We start from the raw sequence: 16882 nt of genomic DNA, 5'->3' as shown, positions 1-16882 counted from the left end.
GTGTAAGTTTGCAATTCCGATCGAAGTCTGATACGTTCTTATCAGGGGCACGGTCGGTTCAGGCTAGGCTCTTGGTGTAAGGTCTTTGTGGTGGAGACTGGCGAAGTGATGGGGCGGCGGGAGTAATCTCGCCGCCCATTTCTTTGGCGGGGCCTATTCGGGCTGGAAGTCAAATAGGGTGGAGGGGAAAGACGTTATGGTCATGACGGCGAGCGGTTGTGTCGAGTACAGTTTCCCGCTCTCGACACGCTTTCCGGCTCCCATCAGGCGGAGCGCTGATTCAATGGTACCTTTAGAATACTGCCTATCCGCCGCCTTGTGGATTTGCAGGACATCAGCGGTCCAGTCTGTTCTATCCATACTACTCAGATGAGCTTGAAGCGCATCCGCCAATCCGTAGACAGCGGCGGCGTACGTGGGTTCCTCGACCATGAGCGAGACCGCTTCTATCTTCTGGCGATCAGCCCGCGTCGTCGGCGCGCTTCCATACGGGAGGCTGAGGGCCGTCACCATGGCTGAAATGAGGATCGCTGTTTCAATGCTTGAGAAGATCATTCGGTGGTCTTTCTTTTACGCTTGGCTGCTGGGAGGTATCTTACGGTGACAGGTTCAGGGATGACGTAGGCCAGGACTGTCTTCTTGAACGCCGCGACCCCCTTTTTCAGTCGTTCGGCTTCCTCTGGCGAGAGAGACTGCGAGATATCGTGTACAACCCAGCTGAGCGCGCCGAGTCCGTTGAGGACATCGAAGAGCTTGGTTTGCCTTGTGTCGGCGTTGGTAGCGGTCATGACATGGTTCCTTAATGGGGCGGATGCCCCTTGATTGCCTTCAGTCAATTTGACGGAGGTTTAGTGGATCGGGCCGGTCCGGGCGGTCAGCCCGCCCTTTGACTCGATGATCGCCGCTGCTTCCAAAGCGAGACGTTCGGCTTCTTCTTCCAGTTCAGTCGCGGTGAGCGTATCTCTTTTGGCGAGGAAACGTCTAATCCGCAGAGATCGTGCCCGAGCCAGCTTGGACGCCTCGGGTGTGGTGCGGCCCAATCCGCTGGGAATTAGCTGCATGTCCGAGAACATTAACGGTTGCCCGCTGCCCGCCAAGCCGCGATGCGTTCGCTCCGGGGGAGATTCGAGAAGTCTTGGGCCGATTTCGCGAGGATTTCCGCCGCGCTGGTAACCGCGCGCGCGCTGTTGATCTGGCGGACGACCTGACTTTGAGCCACCTCGGCGTAGATATCATTCATGTCCGTGTCCGGAACCGCATGAAACAACGCCTGCATTGATGGAGTCGGGACTGCAAAAAGGTAATCGATTGCAAAGTCTCTATGCTTGGGCGACGTCATGCCAGCTTCGCTGAGTTTACGGTCGAGCTGAAAGCGGAGATTACTCTTGACGACTTGGATATCAGGCATGGTGGTATTCCTTGTAAGGGTTGTGTTGTGAGAGAGTTGGGATTGACGGAGAAGAGGCGTTAATCAAAGAAAGCTCCTGTTCTGGCGTCAATCGATTCATAACGCGGCGGAGCCACGGAATTACATCGCCGACGCGAAAGTAGAGAAATCTTCCGGTTGGAGTCCGGGAGTCAGCCCGAAAGCAGGGGATATCCGCAGCAGTTAGCGTCCGAAGGTTTTTCATCTGGGCCAGACTCGCCCCAACGCTTGCGGCGATGTCTGCCATTGTCAGAACGAGCCCTAGCTCTTCGCTCGACCGGACGGGGACCGTGGGTTTCGTTTTCATCGATATTTCCTCTTGACTTTTCATAAGATGATATTGGCAGATTCTGACGCGAATGTAAAGGAAATCGACCGAACGGGTCATTTTCACACTTGACGCCAGAAATTGCACTGTTCCTACGTTATATCAGATGCCGTCAGCATCTCCTAGCAGCCGGGAAGAAACGGGTCATTCCGCAATGGACTGCGACCGAGTCGCCACACAATAACATTCTGGACGCAATAGGTAATTTCCGCTTCAAGCTGAAATCTACCTTACAGATTCATAGTAAATGTCAGGCAGTCTATCCTCGCCGAATCGGGACGCCCTCGCGTACAAGCTACGGAGCAACAAGGAGAATGGGATGATTCGGGAAGGTGATATCGAGGAAATCATCAGGCTGGCGCACCAGCTTGCTAACGCAAGCCTCAAGCCAATGAGCGTCGCAACCGTGGAAAATCTTTCATGGGTGAATTCCCGCATCACAGAGCTGCTGGCCTCGCTCATTGTCGATCATGGAGACAACGTCGTGACCCTTCGGCCTACCGAGACGGTGTAGGCACCGTGGCGATGCCTACAGCCTCACAGGAGCGACCTGTGAGGCTGAGCGCTGATCGGTATGAGGATTGGTGCCCCTGCCCACGGAGGGGGCCTGTAGCGACGCCTACGCGCAGATCATCGCTTCAAGGTGGCGTTGCTTAACCGCCAGCCAGTCGGCATCACCGCCGTACCTCGCAGCGTGTGGGTTGTCGTTCACGTGCCCCATGATTGCATTGCGCACGTGCTCCGGCATGCCCGTCCGCCGGGACTCCGCTGCCCACGAGTGCCGCAGGCTGTACAGGACCTTCCTTGGGTCGGCGGTCACCTTGTCCCGGAGGTATTCGGACCATTCCCGCGACATTGGCCTAGAGTAGCGGCCTCTGTTCTCCAATTGGAAGCCACGGTCGGCGTTAGCCGACGCATCGAACAGCCTCGGCTCGAAGGTTGGGAACAGGAGGTGCGAGTTGTGCCGCTGGAGGTGCTCGGCAAGGATTGGCAGTAGCGCGCTGTGGATCGGCACTTCTCTAACGCTGTTCGCGTTCTTCATCCGGCGCGGGCGTGCCTCATCTTCTTCATCATCGTCCGGCGTGTCGGTGATCCGTAACGCCCTGCGCTCTAGGTCCACGTCGCTCCGCCGGAGTTGGCAAGCCTCTTCGCCTCTCGCGCCGGACCAGATCAGGATCTGTAGAGCGGTCGCCATGTCATGACGGCGCGGACTCTTCACCGCCCACCGCGCGGACGCCGCCGCCACCAGCAATCGAACCTCTGGCAGCGTTAGCGCCTTCCAGCTCCGCTGCACCTTGGGCCGCGTATCCTTCGGCGGCGCGATGTCGGTCGCTGGGTTGGTGGTGATGTAGCCAGCTCTCTTCGCGAAGGCCATCAGCGCCTTGATGGTATCCAAGCGCTTGGTGATCGACGTGGGGCTGAGTGGTACCCCTCGGTACGTCTGTGCCTGCGCGTGTGCCATGTACTCGTCCACGTGTCGCGCGGTCACTGACGAGAGTGGGAGATCACCATGGAGCGCTGCGAAGTCTTCGACGTACTGGACGTGCTTCCGCCAGCTCGAATGCTGTTGCGATTTCCGCTCTCGCCAACGTGGTAGCACCGACAGCAATGTCTCGGTCGATCCCGTGGCGGCGGCGGCGTCTTCGATCTTCCGGGCGGCGAGTTGCATCCTCAGGTCGGCAATCTCGCGATCTTGGGCCGTGCCTTCGGCTGACGCCGACTGCGCCGCTTGCCAATTCAACTGGTTGCGGGCTTCCTCTTGCGACATGACAAACAGGCCCTCACCTTCCGCCTGACGGCGGAGGCGAGCATCGTCGGTGACAGCGTATCGGTGGACAGCTTCCACGCGACCATCGCGGAGAAAAGTCAGCGGCTCGGGTTGTGGCCCCGTGAGGGGCAAGCCGTCCGGCTGAAGGTCGATGATGATCATGGCGGCGTCCGATGGGGCCTCGACGTCCCTCCCCTTCACCATGCTCAACGCGCGGTTATGCCTCGCCGCGATGACTTGGGCTTCGGTGTGGCGTTCCGTGTCGCTCAAGCCCGTCAGGGCGATGACCCACTCGGTCTTGCCACCGAATAGCTCGCGGTGGGATTCCGGGATGGCACGGCGGTAGTAGTAGCGTCCGGCGCGGACCTTGATGTAGTCAGCCTTGCGGGGTCGATATGCCATGTGCTGGGTCCTTATTGGACACGTTATTGGAACCGAATTGGACCTAGAATGCCTCCATACGCCACACTTGAAGCGCTGGCAATTCAATGTAATACAATCTTATCATATGCTTACTGGAAATGTGTAAAGGACACACTGTGATACTTTGGTCACACGTGGGTTCGAATCCCACCGCTTCCGCCACCTCACTCCCCCGCCCGCAGCCCCGTCAGCATCGCCTGCACCAGCCGTTCGGCGCCCGAGCCGCGGGGCCAGACGGCGCCGATCTCGCGGGTGGTTTCGGGGCCGGGCAGCGGCAGCACCTGCAGCGCCAGGCCTTCCGGCCAGGGCCGCGCCCAGTCGGGAACGATGGCGATGCCGAGGCCGCTGCTCACCATCACCGCTATCGCGTCGAGCGAGTCGAGCTCCAGCCATTCGCGCGGGCGCAGGCCCTCGCGGCGCAGCCAGCCCTCCACCAGCCGCCCGCCCCAGTTGTTGCGGTCGTAGCGGATGAAGGGCTCGCGGCGCAGCGTCTCGCGCAGGTCGGTCACGGCCATGTCGGCAGGGCAGATCAGCCGCAGCGGCTCGTGGCGCAGGCTGCACCAGTTGTAGGTCTTGGCCAGTTCGAAGGGCGGCCGCACCACGATGGCCGCGTCGATCCGGTCCTCGGTCAGCTGGCGGAACAGCTCGGGCGAGGTGCCGGGCAACAGGAACAGGTCGAGCTGCGGCATCCCCTGCTTCAGCCAGCGCAGGGCGGGCGGCAGCAGCCCGGTGAGCGCGGTGGAGATCGCCCCCAGCCGCAGCTCGCCCACGGTGGCATCGCTCTGCGCCAGGCCGCGCAGTGCCCGCACCTCGCCGACGATGCGGCGGCACTGGGCATAGATCGCCCGCCCCGCCTCGCTCGGCTGCACCCGGCGGCCGACGCGGATAAAAAGCGGCACGCCGATCTCGGCCTCAAGCGCCTGCATCCGTTGCGCCACGGCGGCGGGCGAGATGCCCAGATGCCGCGCCGCCTCGGCCTGCGAGCCGCGATCCACCACTTCGAGGAAGCTGTCGAGAAATCGGGTATCCATAAGCAGACCTGTCTTCTGAACCAAGCATTATGCATATTTCCTTTCCAATGCCAGAATGGCATGGGCAAGGACAGGCCCATCCCTGCCCGCCTGCGCGCGGGCTTCCTTCCTGCTTGAGGACGTCCCATGGCACTCGATCCCGCAATCGTCGCAACGCTTGAAAAAGTCTCCACCGCGACGCTGACCACGGTCCTGCTGAAGAAGGGCCTGCGCAACGTCTGGATGCGCGGCACCAGGCCGATCCGTACCGGCCAGCCGCGCATCGTCGGCGAGGCCTTCACCCTGCGCTTCGTGCCCGCGCGCGAGGATCTGGCGACCCCGGCCAGCTGGGCCTCGCCGATCTCCACCCGCGCCGCCATCGAGGCGATGCCCGAGGGCTGCATCGCAGTGGCCGACGCGATGGGCGTCACCGATGCCGGGATCTTCGGCGACATCCTCTGCGCCCGCATGGCCAAGCGCAACGTGGCGGCGCTGATCACCGACGGCGTGCTGCGCGATGCGGCGGGGGTTCTCGGCACCGGCCTGCCGATCTGGTGCAGCGGCATCGCCGCCCCGCCCTCGGTCGCGGGCCTCACCTTCGTCAGCTGGCAGGAGCCGATCGCCTGTGGCGGCGTCGCGGTCTTCCCCGGCGACATCGTGGTGGTGGACGAGGATGGCGCGGTGCTGATCCCGCGGGCGATGCTCGACGCGGTGCTGGCCGAGGCGCCGGAGCAGGAGCGGATGGAGGCCTGGATCATGACCGAAGTCGATCGCGGGGTGGAGCTGCCCGGGCTCTATCCGATGAACGAGGACACCAAGGCGCGCTATGCCGCGTTCAAAGCCGCCAACCCGGAGGCGTGATGAGCTTTGGAACCAGCACCCGCGGGGTCTACCCCATCGCGCCGACGCCCTTCCTGCCGGAGGGCGGCGTCGATTTCGCCTCGCTCGATCGGCTCGTGGATTTCTACCGCGACAGCGGCGCCGCGGGCGTCACCATCCTCGGCATCATGGGTGAGGCTGCCAAGCTCGAGCCCGAGGAATCCCGCGCCATCGCCCGCCGGGTGATCGGCCGGGCGGGCATCCCGGTGGTCGTCGGCGTCTCGGCCCCCGGCTTTGCCGCGATGCGCGCGCTGGCGCAGGAGGCAATGCAGGCCGGTGCCGCCGGGGTGATGATCGCCCCGGCGCCGCATCTGCGCACCGACGAACAGATCGCCGCCTATTTCGCCCAGGCGGTCGAGGCGGTGGGCGCGGAGGTGCCATGGGTGCTGCAGGATTATCCGCTGACCCTGACGGTGCAGATGTCGGTGCCGGTGATCGCCGGGATCATGCAGGCGCATCCCTCCTGCGTCATGCTGAAGGCCGAGGATTGGCCGGGGCTGGAGAAGATCTCGGCGCTAAGGGCGCTTCAGGCGAAGGGCGAGCTGCGGCCCTTCTCGATCCTGACGGCGAATGGCGGGCTGTTCCTCGATTTCGAGGCCGGGCGCGGCGCCGGTGGCTCGATGACCGGCTATGCCTTCCCCGACATGCTGGTGGCGCTGCACGATCTGCAGGAGGCGGGCGAGCGCGAGGCGGCGCATGACCTCTTCGACGCCCATCTGCCGCTGATCCGTTACGAGCAACAGCCGGGCATCGGGCTCTCTGTGCGCAAGCATGTGCTGATGCGGCGCGGGCTGATCGCGCATGACGCGCTGCGCCGCCCGGGGCCGAAGCTCTCGCCGCAGGCACTGGCGGAGGTGGGCTATCTGCTGGAACGTCTGGCGCGGAAGGATGCGCGCGCCCGGCTCTGACGGCCTTGTCGGGCGCTCGGCGCGCCTGACAACCCGCTCAGGCGCTCCCTCCGGGGGCGCCCGAGCCTAGCGCAGTGCCATCCGCCCGGCCCGCCCGCCGCGCACGCCCTCGGCGCGGGTCTCGTCCGCCGGGAGGCCCAGCGAATCCGACAGCCAGACCTCCAGCGATCCCGGCGGCGCCGCGGTGACGATGTCCATCCGGAGCACCAGCCCGACGCCCAGCCGTTCGGCCACGGCGCGGGCCTCGTCGGCATCCTCGGGATAGAAATAGCGCACCGAATTCTGCCGCACGCCGCGCGCCGGGGCGAATTGCGTATCATAGCCCGCCTGCGACAGGATCGACTGCGCCGCCCAGGCATCGTCGAAAAGCCTGCCCTGCGCATGGACCACAATGGAATAGCCGGTGGGTTCCACCGCTGCGGCGGCTCTGTCCTCGGCCGGAGCGGCAGCCACCTCGGCCTCCGCGGCGGGTTCGGCCTCGGCCAGCGCCTCGGGCGGCTCCTGCGGCAGCACGGGCTCGGGCTCCGGCTCCACCAGAGCCTGCCACGGCAGCGTCGCGCCGGGCTCCACGGCGCGCGGCATCTCCGCCGGGAAGTCGAGCGCAGGGGCAAGGATCTCGGGCGCCGCCGGATCGAGTGCGTAGGCGAGGCGCGGCAACGGCGGCTGCGTATCGAGCGCCAACGGCTCAGGCGCAGCGGGTTCCGGCAGGCGCGGCAGGGCCGCGAGGCGGGACGGCGCGGAGAGGGCCGCAAGCTGCGTCTCCATCGTCGCAGCCACCGGCGGAGCCGGCATCGCAGGCGCCAAGGCCACCACCTGCGGCGGCTCGGCGGGCGGTGCAGGCGGCAGAGGCTGCGCAGCAGGCGCCTGAGCCGCGGCCGAAGGCATCGCCAGCCCCGAGGGCGCCTCGGCCTGCAGCGCCGGGTCGACGGCCGCCATGGCCTCGGTATCGAGGCCAGCGGAAGCCCCCGCCAGATCGTTCACCCGGCTCTGCAGCGGAGCAGCCGCAGGCGGGGCGGGCGGAAGATCGGAAAGCGCCGGAACGTCGACTGCCGCCAGCTCTTCCGTTGCAGTGGGCGATGGCTGATCTTCAGCAGAGCCCTGCATCGGCGCAGGAGCCGCATCGGCAAGAGGCGAGATCTCGGCAGGGGCAACCGCCGCGAGGTCTTCCTCGTCCGGGGTCACGAGCGCCTGACCGTCGGCGCCGCCCTCCATCGGCACAACAGCGGCATCAGCCACAGGCGCAGGCTCGTCGGGCTCAGCCGCCGCGACATCCTCGCCCGTCGGCGCTACAGGCACCAAATCGTCAGCCCCGCCCTGCAGCGGCTCGACAGTGGGATCGACCAGAGGCGCAGCCTCGGCAGGTTCAGCCGCCGCGAAATCTTCCCCCGTCGGCGCGATGGGCACCAGATCGTCAGAGACGCTCGGCAGCGGCTCGACGGCGGCATCGGCCAGAGGCGCAGGCTCCATCGCGGCAAAGTCCTCCGCCCCCGGAGAAAAGGGCGCACCAGCCCCCTGTCCGACATCAGCCGACGGCTCCGCCAGCCCTGCAGTCTCGCCGGAACTCCATCCGACCGGATCGCTCGGCACCTCTGCCAGCTCCGCGGGCGCTTCCGCGTCGGAGCTCGTCACCTCGCCGCGCAGCTCCGGCCCGAGCGTCAGGGCAAGGCCCACGGTCAGATAGGCCGCTCCCGCGGCAACAATCAGCACCGGCAGCCGGCGCCAGACCGGCGGACGCTGCGGAGCGGGTGCCGTGTCCCAAGGGGTCGGCACCACCAGTTCGGCCACCGAGGCCTCGCCGCGGAAGTTGCGCAACAACGACATCTCAGACCCCGCGCGGGGCGCTGCGGCGGTCAGCAGCGAGGTGCGGCGCAAGGCGTGCAGCGTCAGACGGCATGGCAGGCTCCCTCTCTCTCATGCTGACCAATTCCGCAGAGGCGGAATTGTTTCCTATGTAGCGACGAGAGACGCCGGGAGGAGAGGGATGTTCCGCCCAATCCGCGAGGATGGGCGGAACCCTGCTTGATGCCGGGCCGGATGAGCGGAAGCCTGCGGAGAACCGCCGACCCTCCCTAGCCTTTCGACGTAACCAGCGCGACCAGCCGCAGGCAGACCCGCGTCGCAGCCGCCATGTCCTGCACGCTGATCCATTCCAGCGGCCCGTGGATTTCCTGCATGCCGGTGAAGACGTTCGGCGTCGGCACGCCCATCTCGGTCAGCCGAGAGCCATCCGTGCCGCCGCGGATCGGCACCGAGACCGGCCCGATCCCCTCGGCGCGGCAGGCCTCGCGGGCAAGCTCGACCGGGGTCATGTCCTGCTCCAGCCAGTAGCGCATGTTGCGATATTGCGGGCGGATCTCGCAGACGACCGTGGCGCGCGGCTCGGTCGCCTGCACCGCATCGCAGACCTGTCGCAGCAGCGCGCCCTTGGCGGCCAGCCCTTCGCGCTCGAAGTCGCGCAGGATCAGCTTCACCGTTGCCTCCGCCGCCGTGCCGCCCATCTCGTAGACATGCAGGAAGCCCTCGCGGTCGTCGGTCGTCTCGGGCGTCTTGGTCGCCTGCGGCAGCGTCGCCACCAGCTTCGCCGCCAGATGCAGCGCGTTCACCAGCTTGCCCTTGGCGATCCCCGGATGCACCGAAACCCCGGTGATCGTCACCACAGCCCCATCGGCCGAGAAGCTCTCGTATTCGATCTCGCCCACCCGGCCGCCGTCGAGCGTATAGGCGAAATCCGCCCCCAGATCCTCCGGCAGCCGCGGATCGACGCCGCGCCCGATCTCCTCGTCCGGGGTGAAGGCCAGCCGGATCGCGCCATGCGGCAGTTCGGGATGCGCCAGCAGATGCCGCGCCGCGGTCATCAGGATCGCCACCCCCGCCTTGTCATCGGCGCCGAGCAGCGTCGTGCCGCTGGCGGTGACGATATCGTGCCCCAGCTTCTCGCCCAGATAGGGCGAGACCTCGGGCGACAGCACCAGCGCCGGCGCATCGGCAAAGCCGATCTGTCCGCCGTTGTAGCCGCGATGCACCACCGGCTTCACTCCCGTCGCGCGATAGGCGGGCGCGGTGTCGACATGCGCCAGCATCCCCACCACCGGCAGGCCCTCGACCGTGGCCGGGATCGTCGCCAGCACCGTGCCGTAGTCGGTGATCCGCACTTCCGCCGCGCCGATCCCGGTCAGCTCCTCGGCCAGAAGCCGCGCCATGTCGAGCTGGATCGCCGTGCTCGGCTGGCTGGCCGAGGTCTCGTCGCTCTGGCTGTCGAGGACGGTGTAGCGCAGCAGGCGCTCTTCGAGTTCGGCGGTGAAATCGGTCATTGGTGCCTCCGGGGTCTTTCCCCGATCAGCGCCGCTTGCGCCCGGAGTGTCAAGCCGACCAGCCGAGAAAGGCCAGCGCGATCAGCCCATAGCGCGCGGCCTTGCCCAGCGTGACGAGGAGGAGGAACAGCCGCAGATCGGTGCGGAAGATGCCCGCGACCACCGTCAGCGGGTCGCCCACCACCGGCACCCAGGCCAGCAGCAGCGTCGCCACCCCGAAGCGCCGGTACCAGCCCTCGGCCCGCGCCAACGCCGCGGGCGAGACCGGGAACCAGCGCCGGTCGCGCACCGAGGCGATGCCGCGCCCGAGAAACCAGTTCACCGTGGAGCCCGCCACATTCCCCGCAGTCGCCACCAGCACCAGAAGCCAGGGTTCCCCCTGCCCCGCCGCCAGCAGCCCCAAGAGCGCCGCCTCCGACGAGCCGGGCAGCAGCGTGGCCGAGGCCAGCGCGCTAAGGCACAAGAGCCCGTAGGCGGCGAGATCGCCCATTCAGCGCGCCCGCAGCTGCGCCAGCATCCGCTGCGCCCTGAGCAGCGCCGTCAGCGCCGTCCCGCCAACGATCAGCCAAAGCGCCAGTGCCAAGACATCGCCCTGCCCGCGCCACAAGGGCTCCAGCACCGCCAGCACGGCGGCCAGCGTCACCGCCGCCATGCGCTGCGGCTTGGCCATCGGGCCGGAATAATCGGCAGGCAGCCCGCAGGCGCGGCCCAGCTCGCGGACATAGGCCGTCAGCACCGCCAGCGCGCCCGCTGCCCAGCCGAGCGCAGGCAGACCCGCCGCCAGCCCAAGCCCGACGAGGATCAGAAGATCCGCCACCCGGTCGGGAAACTCGTTCCAGAAGGCGCCATCCGCCGTCTGCCGCCCCGCCTCGATCGCTACCAGCCCGTCCATCAGGTTGCAGAGCAGCCGCAGCTGGCACCCCAGCGCCGCCAGGAGCAGCAGCGGCACCCGCGCCGCGCCCTCGGCGTGGGCCACGCCCCAGAAGGCCGCGCCCGCCAGCGCCGCCGCCACCATGCTCGCCATCGAGATCTGGTTCGGCGTCACCGAGGTCGCCGCCAGCTTCCGCGTCAGCCAGCGTGCCCAGCCTGTATCGCGGCTGGCAAGGGGGCGGCGGTCGGTCTTGCCGGTCATTGCGGGGTCTCCATCCGGGGGCGGCTCATGTCCACCAGTAGCGCGTCAGGTGATAGAAGATCGGCGCCGAGAAGATCACCGAATCCAGCCGGTCGATGAAGCCGCCATGCCCGGCGATCAGGTGGCCCCAGTCCTTCACCTTGCGGTCGCGCTTGATGGCCGACATTACCAGCCCGCCGAAGAACCCCATCAGCACGATGACCAGGGACATCCCCGCCGCCTGCAACGCAGTGAAGGGCGTGAGCCATGAGAGCCCCGCCCCGATCAGCATTGCGCTGAGCGCGCCCCCCAGGAACCCCTCCCATGTCTTCGAGGGCGAGAGCCGCGGCGCGATCTTGTGGCGGCCCAAGAGCTTGCCCCAGACATATTGCATCACGTCGCTGCCCTGCACCACGACGACGAGGAAGGCGATCAGCAGCACGTTGCGGCCCGCATAGCCCGGGATCTCCAGCCACAGGAGCGCCGGGACATGCGAGATGCAGAAGACGCAGACCATCAGCGCCCATTGCACCTCGGCCACCCGCACCAGATAGCGCTCGGTATCGCCCAGCACGGCGGCGAGGATCGGCATCAAGAGGAAGCCGTAGACCGGGATGAAGATCGACCAGAGCCCGTACCAGCCGGTCCAGACCAGCCAGTATTGCAGCGGGGTGATGAGGAAGAAGGCCACCACCAGCGCCCAGTGATCGCCGCGCCGCGTGTCGGTCAGCGTCACGAACTCGCGCAGCGCGGCAAAGGAGCAGAGCCCGAAGAGCAGCGTCACCCCGGTCTTGCCCGCCAGAAGCGCCACCGCCATCAGCGCGATCATCACCCACCAGGCCTTGATCCTTGCGTTGAGGTTCTCGATCACCGCATTGCCGCCTTGGGGCGACAGCCGCCGCTCCAGCACGAAGCCGATGGCAGAGGCCAGCACCAGCACCAAGCCGAGCCCCGCCAGCAGCCAGGCCAGATCGCTGTGGGCCGAGGTCATGCGGTCTCTCCATGCTTGGGCGACAGCGCCAGCAGCGCCGCCTGCGCCCGATCGAGGAACGCCTGCTTCGGCTCCTCCGGCTCCAGATGCAGCGGCGCGCCGAAGGTCACGGTGCAGATCAGCGGGATCGGGATGATCCCGCCCTTCGGCATCACCCGGTTCAGGTTGTCGATCCAGACCGGCACCAGATCGACCCCGGGCCGCGCCTTCGCCAGATGGTAGAGCCCGCTCTTGAACGGCAGCAGCGGCGTCTCGGTCATGTTGCGCGTGCCTTCGGGAAAGACGATCAGCGAGGCGCCCGCATCCAGCGCCAGAGCCATCTCGGTCACCGGATCGGCGCTGCGGGTAGCGGGGTTGCGGTCGATCAGCACCGCGTCGAAGACCTCGCGCCCGATGAAGCGGCGCAGGCGTGAGGCCAGCCAGTAGTCCGCCCCGGCGACAGGCCGCGTCACCTGCCGCAGCCGGGGCGGCAGCACTGTCCAGATCAGGACGAAATCGCCGTGGCTGGCGTGATTGGCGAAATAGACCCGCTGCACCGGCTCCGGCGCGATACCCTGGAAGATGCCGCGCACTGCCGTGATCGCATGGGCCAGAAGCACGATCGCGGCGCGCATCGCGCCCGCCGCCGCCCGTCGCATACCGCCCGCAGTTCCCGGCATGGCCCCTCCCCCCTCGTCCGCCGAGATAGACCAGAGCCCGCAGCGCCGCGCAAGCGCCTCAGCCGGGCGGCGCGATCAGCACTGCGCGGAAATCGTTGACATTGGTCAGCGTCGGCCCGGTGATCACCTGATCCCCCAGCGCCGCGAAGAAGCCATGCGCGTCATTCGCCGCCAGCGCCGCCGCCGGGTCGCGCCCCAGCGCCTGCGCGCGGGCGAGCGTCTCGGGCCCGATCACCGCCCCCGCCACCTCCGCCGCGCCATCCACCCCGTCGGTGTCGCAGGCAATCGCATGGATGCCCGCCGCGCCCTCCAGTGCCACGGCAAGCGCCAGACAGAACTCCGCATTCGGCCCGCCCACCCCATCGCCGCGCCGCGTCACCGTCAGCTCGCCGCCCGACAGCAGCAGCACCGGCCGGTCGCCGGGCCGCAGTTCGGCGGCGATCCGCAACGCCTCCGCCGCCTGTACCGCCGCCACCGCGCGCGCCTCGCCCTCCAAGGCATCGCCCAACAGCCGCACCTCGTAGCCCTCCGCCTCGGCCAGCGCGGCGGCGGCGGCCAGCGACTGCGCCGGGGCGGCATAGATCCGGTTCTCCACCCGCGCCAGCCGCGCATCGCCCGGTCGCACCACCCCCGTCGGCCGCGCCAGCGCCGCCCGCACCGAGTCGGGCGCCGCCACCTGCCAGCGCTCCAGCACCGCCCGCGCCTCCTCGGCGGTCGAGGCATCGCCGACCGTCGGCCCCGAGCCGATGAAGGCCGGGTCGTCCCCCGGCACGTCCGAGATCATCAGGCACAGCATCCGCGCCGGATGCGCCGCCGCCGCCAGTTGCCCGCCCTTCACCCGGCTCAGATGCTTGCGCAGCGTGTTCATCCGGTCGATCGGCGCGCCCGAAGCCAGCAGCGCCGCGTTCACCGCCCGCTTCTCCTCCAGCGTCACGCCCTCGGCAGGCGCCACCAACAGCGCCGAAGCCCCGCCCGAGATCAGCGCCAGCACGAAATCGGCCTCGCCGAGGCTTTCCAGCAGCGCCAGCATCCGCGCCGTCGCCGCCTGCCCCGCCGCATCCGGCACCGGATGCGCCGCCTCGACGATCTCGACGCCGCGGCAGGGGCGGCCATGGCCGTAGCGGGTGATCACCAACCCCTCGCAAGGGCCCCAGACCGCCTCCACCGCCTCGGCCATCCGCGCACTGGCCTTGCCCGCGCCGACGACGACCACGCGGCCCGAAGGGCGCTCCGGCAGATGCCCCGCCAGCGAGCGCATCGGGTCGGCCGCCTCGACCGCCCGGTCGAACAGGCGGCGCAGCAGGGCCTCGGCGCCAGTCATGGCCGCACCGGGCCGCAGGTCAGGGGGAACGGCGTCGTCGTCAGGGTCATCCCGGTCTTCCCGTCATCGCCTCTCCGCAAGGGAGATCGACCGATCTGACCCCGTTGCCACGGCAAAGGGAAGTCCCGCCGGCACAAACCTCGGGATTCGCCACGCAAGACACCGAAGACGCTTCCACGCGCGACGGCGTTTGGTCCAGCAATATCAGGGAAATGGTACCGATGCCCCGGCTCGAACGGGGGACCCCTAGATCCACAATCTAGTGCTCTAACCAACTGAGCTACATCGGCACTTGAGGCGCGATTTACCGCCGCTTCCCCGGGATTGCAAGAGCATGATTTGCACTGCCTCGGCTAAAGCACGATCTCCCACTCCTGCTCCACCACCTCGCAGCCGAAGGCGTGGGTCGGATGCGAGGTCACCAGCGTGAAGCCGGAGGAGAGATAGAGCGCCCCGGCGGCATGGGCACTTTCGAGGGTCCAGAGCTCCATCCGCCGGTAACCCTTGTCGCGGGCATAGCCCATGCAGGTCTGCAACAGATCGCGGCCGAGCCCCCGGCCCCGCATGTCGGGCTCGAGGAAGAACAGGCGGATCTTGGCGATCTCGTCGGTCAGCCGCACGCAGAAGATCGAGCCGATCCGCCGCCCGTCCTTCCAGACGATGAAGGCGCGCTCCCGCGCCGGGTCCCGGCTGCGGATGAAGCGGGCCAGCACATCGGCCACCAGCGCCTCGAAGCTGATGTCGAAGCCCTCCTCCGCGGCATAGGTCTCGGCATGGCGGGCGATGAGCCAGCCCGCGTCGCCAATCGCCAGATCCCGCAGCTCGACCCCGGATGCGGTGCGCATGATGGCTCCCCCTGAGTCATCAGACGGCATTCCCCGCCGCCGATCAAGTCAAGATGCCTTGCCACATGGCGCATTCGGCGCTACCCCGCCCCCACAGCCAGCGGAGACGGACCATGGGCATCGACAAGCAGAGCGACAGCGTGACCAACCTTCAGATCGGGCCGACCACGCTCGGGATGGTGCGGATCTATATCGAAGGCGACGGGATCGACATCCCGCTGGATTTCGAACCGGAAGAGGCCGAGGAGATCGCGGAAGAGCTGCGCGCCGCCGCCGAACGCGCCCGCGCCATGGGCGCCGCTCCGGCCAAGGGGCCTAAGGGCCGAAAGTAAACCCGGGATCGCGCAGCCCGTGCAGGCGCGCGGCGGCATGGCGGGCGAAGCCATGCGTCAGCGCCTTGCGCCGCGCGGGCGGCAAGCGCCCCTCCGGCCCCATGCGCAGGATCTCGGCGTCATAGCTGTCGGCGATCATCAGGCCGGTGCCGTCCGGCAGGAGATCGGTCGGGAACTCGGCATCCACCGCCCAGAAGAAGCGGTCGCACCACTCCAGATAGCCTTGCCACTTGCGGTCGGTCAGGTAGTCGGTGCGGCTCGACTTGCACTCCACCACCCAGATCTCGCCCCGCGGCCCCAGCGCCATCACGTCGACCCGTAGCCCGGGTGCCGGCACCAGCTCCACCACGCTGACGAAGTCATGCCCGCGCAGATGCCGGCATACCCCCCGCGCCAGCCGCTGGCCGGGGGTGAGGCCCGCAATGCCGTCGGGCGGAAGAGAGGGAGCGATTTGCATCGCCAGATTATGAACGAAGGGTGAACGGGTGTCCAGCCCGGGGCTCAGGCGCCCCGCGAGCGGAAGAACTCCTGCAGCCCCGGCTCGATCCGCCCCGCCGCCCGGATCAGCCCGCCGCGCAGCACCAGCCGCGCCCGCTCCTTCGCCGGCAGCGCATCGCCCACCGCCAGCTTGGTCAGCGATTTCACCATGCCGCGCGCCCGGTCTGCCTTGGGATAGCGGAAGCGCGGCGAGATCAGGAAGCCCTCGCGATCCTGCGGCGTCGCCCGCTGCCACGCCCGCTGCTGCAGGGCCGCGATCGACCGCTTCACATCCAGCTCGCGCCGCAGATAGCCGACCCCCGCCCCCAGATCGCGCGTCGTCCCCGCGCCGTTCTCGGCCCAGACGGCCAGCGACTCGATCGCCGCATAGATCGGCTCCTCCACCGCATAGGTGCGCATGTATTCCTGCAGCGTGGCGCTGACCGGAAAGCCGATCTCGAAATCCGACTTCGCCTTGCGCGACCAGAACAGCCCGCCATGCGACATGCCGATATCGGCCATCAGCGACAGGCGGAACTGGCCGGGCTCGTAGCGCCCCTCGACGAACTTGTCGTCCATGATCCCGAAGTCGCTGAGCCGCGCCTGCGGCGTGCCGCTGTCCAGCTCCACCAGCTGGTTGCGCAGCACCACCTCGACATTCTCGCGCCGCGCGAGAGCGATGTTGGCCTCCATGAAGGTCGGCAGCAGCCAGTTGTCATCCTCGACCAGACAGAAGTAGTCGGCGTCGCGCGGGTTCTTGCGGGAAAAGCAGCTGTCGATGTTCTTCGACGCGAACAGCCGCGGCTCGTTGCGGCGGTAATGGATGCGCGGGTCGTCCATCGCCGCCACCACATCGGCACAGGAGGAATCCGGGCTGTCGTCCTGCACGTCACAGACCCAGTTCGTCCAGGTCTGCGCCTGCAGCGACCCCAGACAGCGCCGCAGCATCTCGGGGCGCTTGTAGGTCGGGGTGCGCACCTGAACGAGCGCGGTGCTGTCGGAGGGAAGCGGCGGCATGGATACCTGCTGTCTGCGCGGCGCCGCGCGGAGCGGCGGGCGAGGAAAATGGGGGGCCGAAGGAACGAGGGGCAAA

General features: G+C 67.5%; 20 protein-coding genes and 1 tRNA gene. 4 read left to right on the top strand and 17 right to left on the bottom strand.

Annotated elements, in window-relative coordinates; genetic code table 11:
• Positions 1 to 153: 153 nt before the first annotated feature.
• The 4 genes from AC3A5Z_RS18720 to AC3A5Z_RS18705 are packed head-to-tail and all read right to left on the bottom strand — an operon-like array spanning position 154 to position 1408.
• Positions 154 to 555: a hypothetical protein gene (locus AC3A5Z_RS18720; protein WP_487520827.1), complete on the bottom strand. Its 402-nt coding sequence runs from the start codon at positions 553 to 555 to the stop codon at positions 154 to 156.
• Positions 552 to 788, bottom strand: a complete 237-nt coding sequence (locus tag AC3A5Z_RS18715; RefSeq protein ID WP_487520826.1) for a hypothetical protein — start codon at positions 786 to 788, stop codon at positions 552 to 554. The genes AC3A5Z_RS18720 and AC3A5Z_RS18715 overlap by 4 nt, the downstream gene beginning before the upstream one ends.
• A 60-nt stretch (positions 789 to 848) precedes the next feature.
• Positions 849 to 1073 carry a hypothetical protein gene (locus tag AC3A5Z_RS18710; RefSeq protein ID WP_487520825.1) on the bottom strand — a complete coding sequence of 75 codons (225 nt, stop codon included), beginning with the start codon at positions 1071 to 1073 and terminating at the stop codon, positions 849 to 851.
• A complete protein-coding gene (locus AC3A5Z_RS18705) occupies positions 1073 to 1408 on the bottom strand; it encodes a hypothetical protein (protein ID WP_487520824.1) in 336 nt (111 codons plus the stop codon). Before AC3A5Z_RS18705 ends, AC3A5Z_RS18710 begins: the two co-directional genes overlap by 1 nt.
• A 665-nt stretch (positions 1409 to 2073) precedes the next feature.
• On the opposite strand from AC3A5Z_RS18705, the gene AC3A5Z_RS18700 reads away from it, so the two are divergent.
• Positions 2074 to 2268 (top strand): hypothetical protein, encoded by a 195-nt coding sequence (locus tag AC3A5Z_RS18700; RefSeq protein ID WP_487520823.1) that lies wholly within the window; start codon positions 2074 to 2076, stop codon positions 2266 to 2268.
• A gap of 105 nt (positions 2269 to 2373) precedes the next feature.
• On the opposite strand, the gene AC3A5Z_RS18695 is transcribed toward AC3A5Z_RS18700, so the two are convergent.
• Positions 2374 to 3924 (bottom strand): tyrosine-type recombinase/integrase, encoded by a 1551-nt coding sequence (locus AC3A5Z_RS18695; RefSeq protein WP_487520822.1) that lies wholly within the window; start codon positions 3922 to 3924, stop codon positions 2374 to 2376.
• Positions 3925 to 4109: 185 nt separating this feature from the next.
• A complete protein-coding gene (locus AC3A5Z_RS18690; RefSeq protein WP_487520821.1) occupies positions 4110 to 4976 on the bottom strand; it encodes a LysR family transcriptional regulator in 867 nt (288 codons plus the stop codon).
• Positions 4977 to 5102: 126 nt separating this feature from the next.
• Between AC3A5Z_RS18690 and AC3A5Z_RS18685 the strand changes: the two genes are divergently transcribed.
• On the top strand, positions 5103 to 5816 hold the full coding sequence (locus tag AC3A5Z_RS18685) for a ribonuclease activity regulator RraA (protein ID WP_487520820.1): 714 nt from the start codon (positions 5103 to 5105) through the stop codon (positions 5814 to 5816).
• The gene (locus AC3A5Z_RS18680; RefSeq protein ID WP_487520819.1) at positions 5816 to 6742 is read left to right on the top strand and encodes a dihydrodipicolinate synthase family protein; all 927 of its coding nucleotides are present in this window, start codon (positions 5816 to 5818) and stop codon (positions 6740 to 6742) included. The genes AC3A5Z_RS18685 and AC3A5Z_RS18680 overlap by 1 nt, the downstream gene beginning before the upstream one ends.
• 66 nt (positions 6743 to 6808) lie before the next feature.
• Here AC3A5Z_RS18680 and AC3A5Z_RS18675 read toward each other — a convergent pair whose 3' ends face one another.
• The 9 genes from AC3A5Z_RS18675 to AC3A5Z_RS18635 all read right to left on the bottom strand — a co-directional run bounded on the left by AC3A5Z_RS18675 (position 6809) and on the right by AC3A5Z_RS18635 (position 14980).
• Positions 6809 to 8563 carry a hypothetical protein gene (locus AC3A5Z_RS18675; RefSeq protein ID WP_487520818.1) on the bottom strand — a complete coding sequence of 585 codons (1755 nt, stop codon included), beginning with the start codon at positions 8561 to 8563 and terminating at the stop codon, positions 6809 to 6811.
• A 248-nt stretch (positions 8564 to 8811) separates the two neighbouring features.
• A complete protein-coding gene (gene pepT, locus AC3A5Z_RS18670) occupies positions 8812 to 10053 on the bottom strand; it encodes a peptidase T (RefSeq protein ID WP_487520817.1) in 1242 nt (413 codons plus the stop codon).
• A 49-nt stretch (positions 10054 to 10102) separates the two neighbouring features.
• Positions 10103 to 10543 carry a YqaA family protein gene (locus AC3A5Z_RS18665; protein ID WP_107665278.1) on the bottom strand — a complete coding sequence of 147 codons (441 nt, stop codon included), beginning with the start codon at positions 10541 to 10543 and terminating at the stop codon, positions 10103 to 10105.
• On the bottom strand, positions 10544 to 11185 hold the full coding sequence (locus AC3A5Z_RS18660) for a CDP-alcohol phosphatidyltransferase family protein (RefSeq protein WP_487520816.1): 642 nt from the start codon (positions 11183 to 11185) through the stop codon (positions 10544 to 10546).
• 25 nt (positions 11186 to 11210) lie between these two features.
• Complete coding sequence (locus AC3A5Z_RS18655; RefSeq protein WP_487520815.1) at positions 11211 to 12155, bottom strand: phosphatidate cytidylyltransferase; 945 nt, start codon at positions 12153 to 12155, stop codon at positions 11211 to 11213.
• Positions 12152 to 12814, bottom strand: a complete 663-nt coding sequence (locus tag AC3A5Z_RS18650) for a lysophospholipid acyltransferase family protein (RefSeq protein WP_487520814.1) — start codon at positions 12812 to 12814, stop codon at positions 12152 to 12154. Before AC3A5Z_RS18650 ends, AC3A5Z_RS18655 begins: the two co-directional genes overlap by 4 nt.
• 58 nt (positions 12815 to 12872) lie before the next feature.
• On the bottom strand, positions 12873 to 14135 hold the full coding sequence (locus AC3A5Z_RS18645) for a glycerate kinase type-2 family protein (RefSeq protein ID WP_487520813.1): 1263 nt from the start codon (positions 14133 to 14135) through the stop codon (positions 12873 to 12875).
• 213 nt (positions 14136 to 14348) lie between these two features.
• Positions 14349 to 14425, bottom strand: a tRNA-His gene (locus AC3A5Z_RS18640).
• A gap of 63 nt (positions 14426 to 14488) precedes the next feature.
• A complete protein-coding gene (locus tag AC3A5Z_RS18635) occupies positions 14489 to 14980 on the bottom strand; it encodes a GNAT family N-acetyltransferase (protein ID WP_487520812.1) in 492 nt (163 codons plus the stop codon).
• 113 nt (positions 14981 to 15093) lie between these two features.
• On the opposite strand from AC3A5Z_RS18635, the gene AC3A5Z_RS18630 reads away from it, so the two are divergent.
• Positions 15094 to 15312, top strand: coding sequence for a DUF6324 family protein (locus AC3A5Z_RS18630; protein ID WP_107665284.1), 219 nt, complete (start codon positions 15094 to 15096; stop codon positions 15310 to 15312).
• Here AC3A5Z_RS18630 and AC3A5Z_RS18625 read toward each other — a convergent pair.
• Together AC3A5Z_RS18625 and AC3A5Z_RS18620 are read right to left on the bottom strand one after the other, a co-directional pair.
• Positions 15296 to 15769: an MmcB family DNA repair protein gene (locus AC3A5Z_RS18625; protein WP_487520811.1), complete on the bottom strand. Its 474-nt coding sequence runs from the start codon at positions 15767 to 15769 to the stop codon at positions 15296 to 15298. The two genes, AC3A5Z_RS18630 and AC3A5Z_RS18625, sit on opposite strands and share 17 nt — an antisense overlap.
• Positions 15770 to 15813: 44 nt before the next feature.
• Positions 15814 to 16806, bottom strand: a complete 993-nt coding sequence (locus AC3A5Z_RS18620; protein ID WP_487520810.1) for a glycosyltransferase family 2 protein — start codon at positions 16804 to 16806, stop codon at positions 15814 to 15816.
• Positions 16807 to 16882 lie beyond the last annotated feature (76 nt).

It is taken from the genome of Cereibacter sp. Soil_C_27, from assembly GCF_057657095.1.
The sequence above is the reverse complement of the archived record's forward strand: the minus strand, read 5'-3'. Positions and strand labels throughout refer to the sequence as shown.

Excerpts from the sequence above, each read along its gene's own strand:
- AC3A5Z_RS18690 (WP_487520821.1), bottom strand. The coding sequence starts at position 4,976 with ATGGATACCCGATTTCTCGACAGCTTCCTCGAAGTGGTGGATCGCGGC.
- AC3A5Z_RS18700 (WP_487520823.1), top strand. The coding sequence starts at position 2,074 with ATGATTCGGGAAGGTGATATCGAGGAAATCATCAGGCTGGCGCACCAG.
- AC3A5Z_RS18705 (WP_487520824.1), bottom strand. The coding sequence starts at position 1,408 with ATGCCTGATATCCAAGTCGTCAAGAGTAATCTCCGCTTTCAGCTCGAC.
- AC3A5Z_RS18630 (WP_107665284.1), top strand. The coding sequence starts at position 15,094 with ATGGGCATCGACAAGCAGAGCGACAGCGTGACCAACCTTCAGATCGGG.
- AC3A5Z_RS18635 (WP_487520812.1), bottom strand. The coding sequence starts at position 14,980 with ATGCGCACCGCATCCGGGGTCGAGCTGCGGGATCTGGCGATTGGCGAC.
- AC3A5Z_RS18625 (WP_487520811.1), bottom strand. The coding sequence starts at position 15,769 with ATGCAAATCGCTCCCTCTCTTCCGCCCGACGGCATTGCGGGCCTCACC.
- AC3A5Z_RS18645 (WP_487520813.1), bottom strand. The coding sequence starts at position 14,135 with ATGACTGGCGCCGAGGCCCTGCTGCGCCGCCTGTTCGACCGGGCGGTC.
- AC3A5Z_RS18675 (WP_487520818.1), bottom strand. The coding sequence starts at position 8,563 with ATGTCGTTGTTGCGCAACTTCCGCGGCGAGGCCTCGGTGGCCGAACTG.
- AC3A5Z_RS18695 (WP_487520822.1), bottom strand. The coding sequence starts at position 3,924 with ATGGCATATCGACCCCGCAAGGCTGACTACATCAAGGTCCGCGCCGGA.
- AC3A5Z_RS18720 (WP_487520827.1), bottom strand. The coding sequence starts at position 555 with ATGATCTTCTCAAGCATTGAAACAGCGATCCTCATTTCAGCCATGGTG.
- AC3A5Z_RS18660 (WP_487520816.1), bottom strand. The coding sequence starts at position 11,185 with ATGACCGGCAAGACCGACCGCCGCCCCCTTGCCAGCCGCGATACAGGC.
- AC3A5Z_RS18650 (WP_487520814.1), bottom strand. The coding sequence starts at position 12,814 with ATGCCGGGAACTGCGGGCGGTATGCGACGGGCGGCGGCGGGCGCGATG.
- AC3A5Z_RS18665 (WP_107665278.1), bottom strand. The coding sequence starts at position 10,543 with ATGGGCGATCTCGCCGCCTACGGGCTCTTGTGCCTTAGCGCGCTGGCC.
- pepT (WP_487520817.1), bottom strand. The coding sequence starts at position 10,053 with ATGACCGATTTCACCGCCGAACTCGAAGAGCGCCTGCTGCGCTACACC.
- AC3A5Z_RS18620 (WP_487520810.1), bottom strand. The coding sequence starts at position 16,806 with ATGCCGCCGCTTCCCTCCGACAGCACCGCGCTCGTTCAGGTGCGCACC.
- AC3A5Z_RS18655 (WP_487520815.1), bottom strand. The coding sequence starts at position 12,155 with ATGACCTCGGCCCACAGCGATCTGGCCTGGCTGCTGGCGGGGCTCGGC.
- AC3A5Z_RS18710 (WP_487520825.1), bottom strand. The coding sequence starts at position 1,073 with ATGTTCTCGGACATGCAGCTAATTCCCAGCGGATTGGGCCGCACCACA.
- AC3A5Z_RS18685 (WP_487520820.1), top strand. The coding sequence starts at position 5,103 with ATGGCACTCGATCCCGCAATCGTCGCAACGCTTGAAAAAGTCTCCACC.
- AC3A5Z_RS18680 (WP_487520819.1), top strand. The coding sequence starts at position 5,816 with ATGAGCTTTGGAACCAGCACCCGCGGGGTCTACCCCATCGCGCCGACG.
- AC3A5Z_RS18715 (WP_487520826.1), bottom strand. The coding sequence starts at position 788 with ATGACCGCTACCAACGCCGACACAAGGCAAACCAAGCTCTTCGATGTC.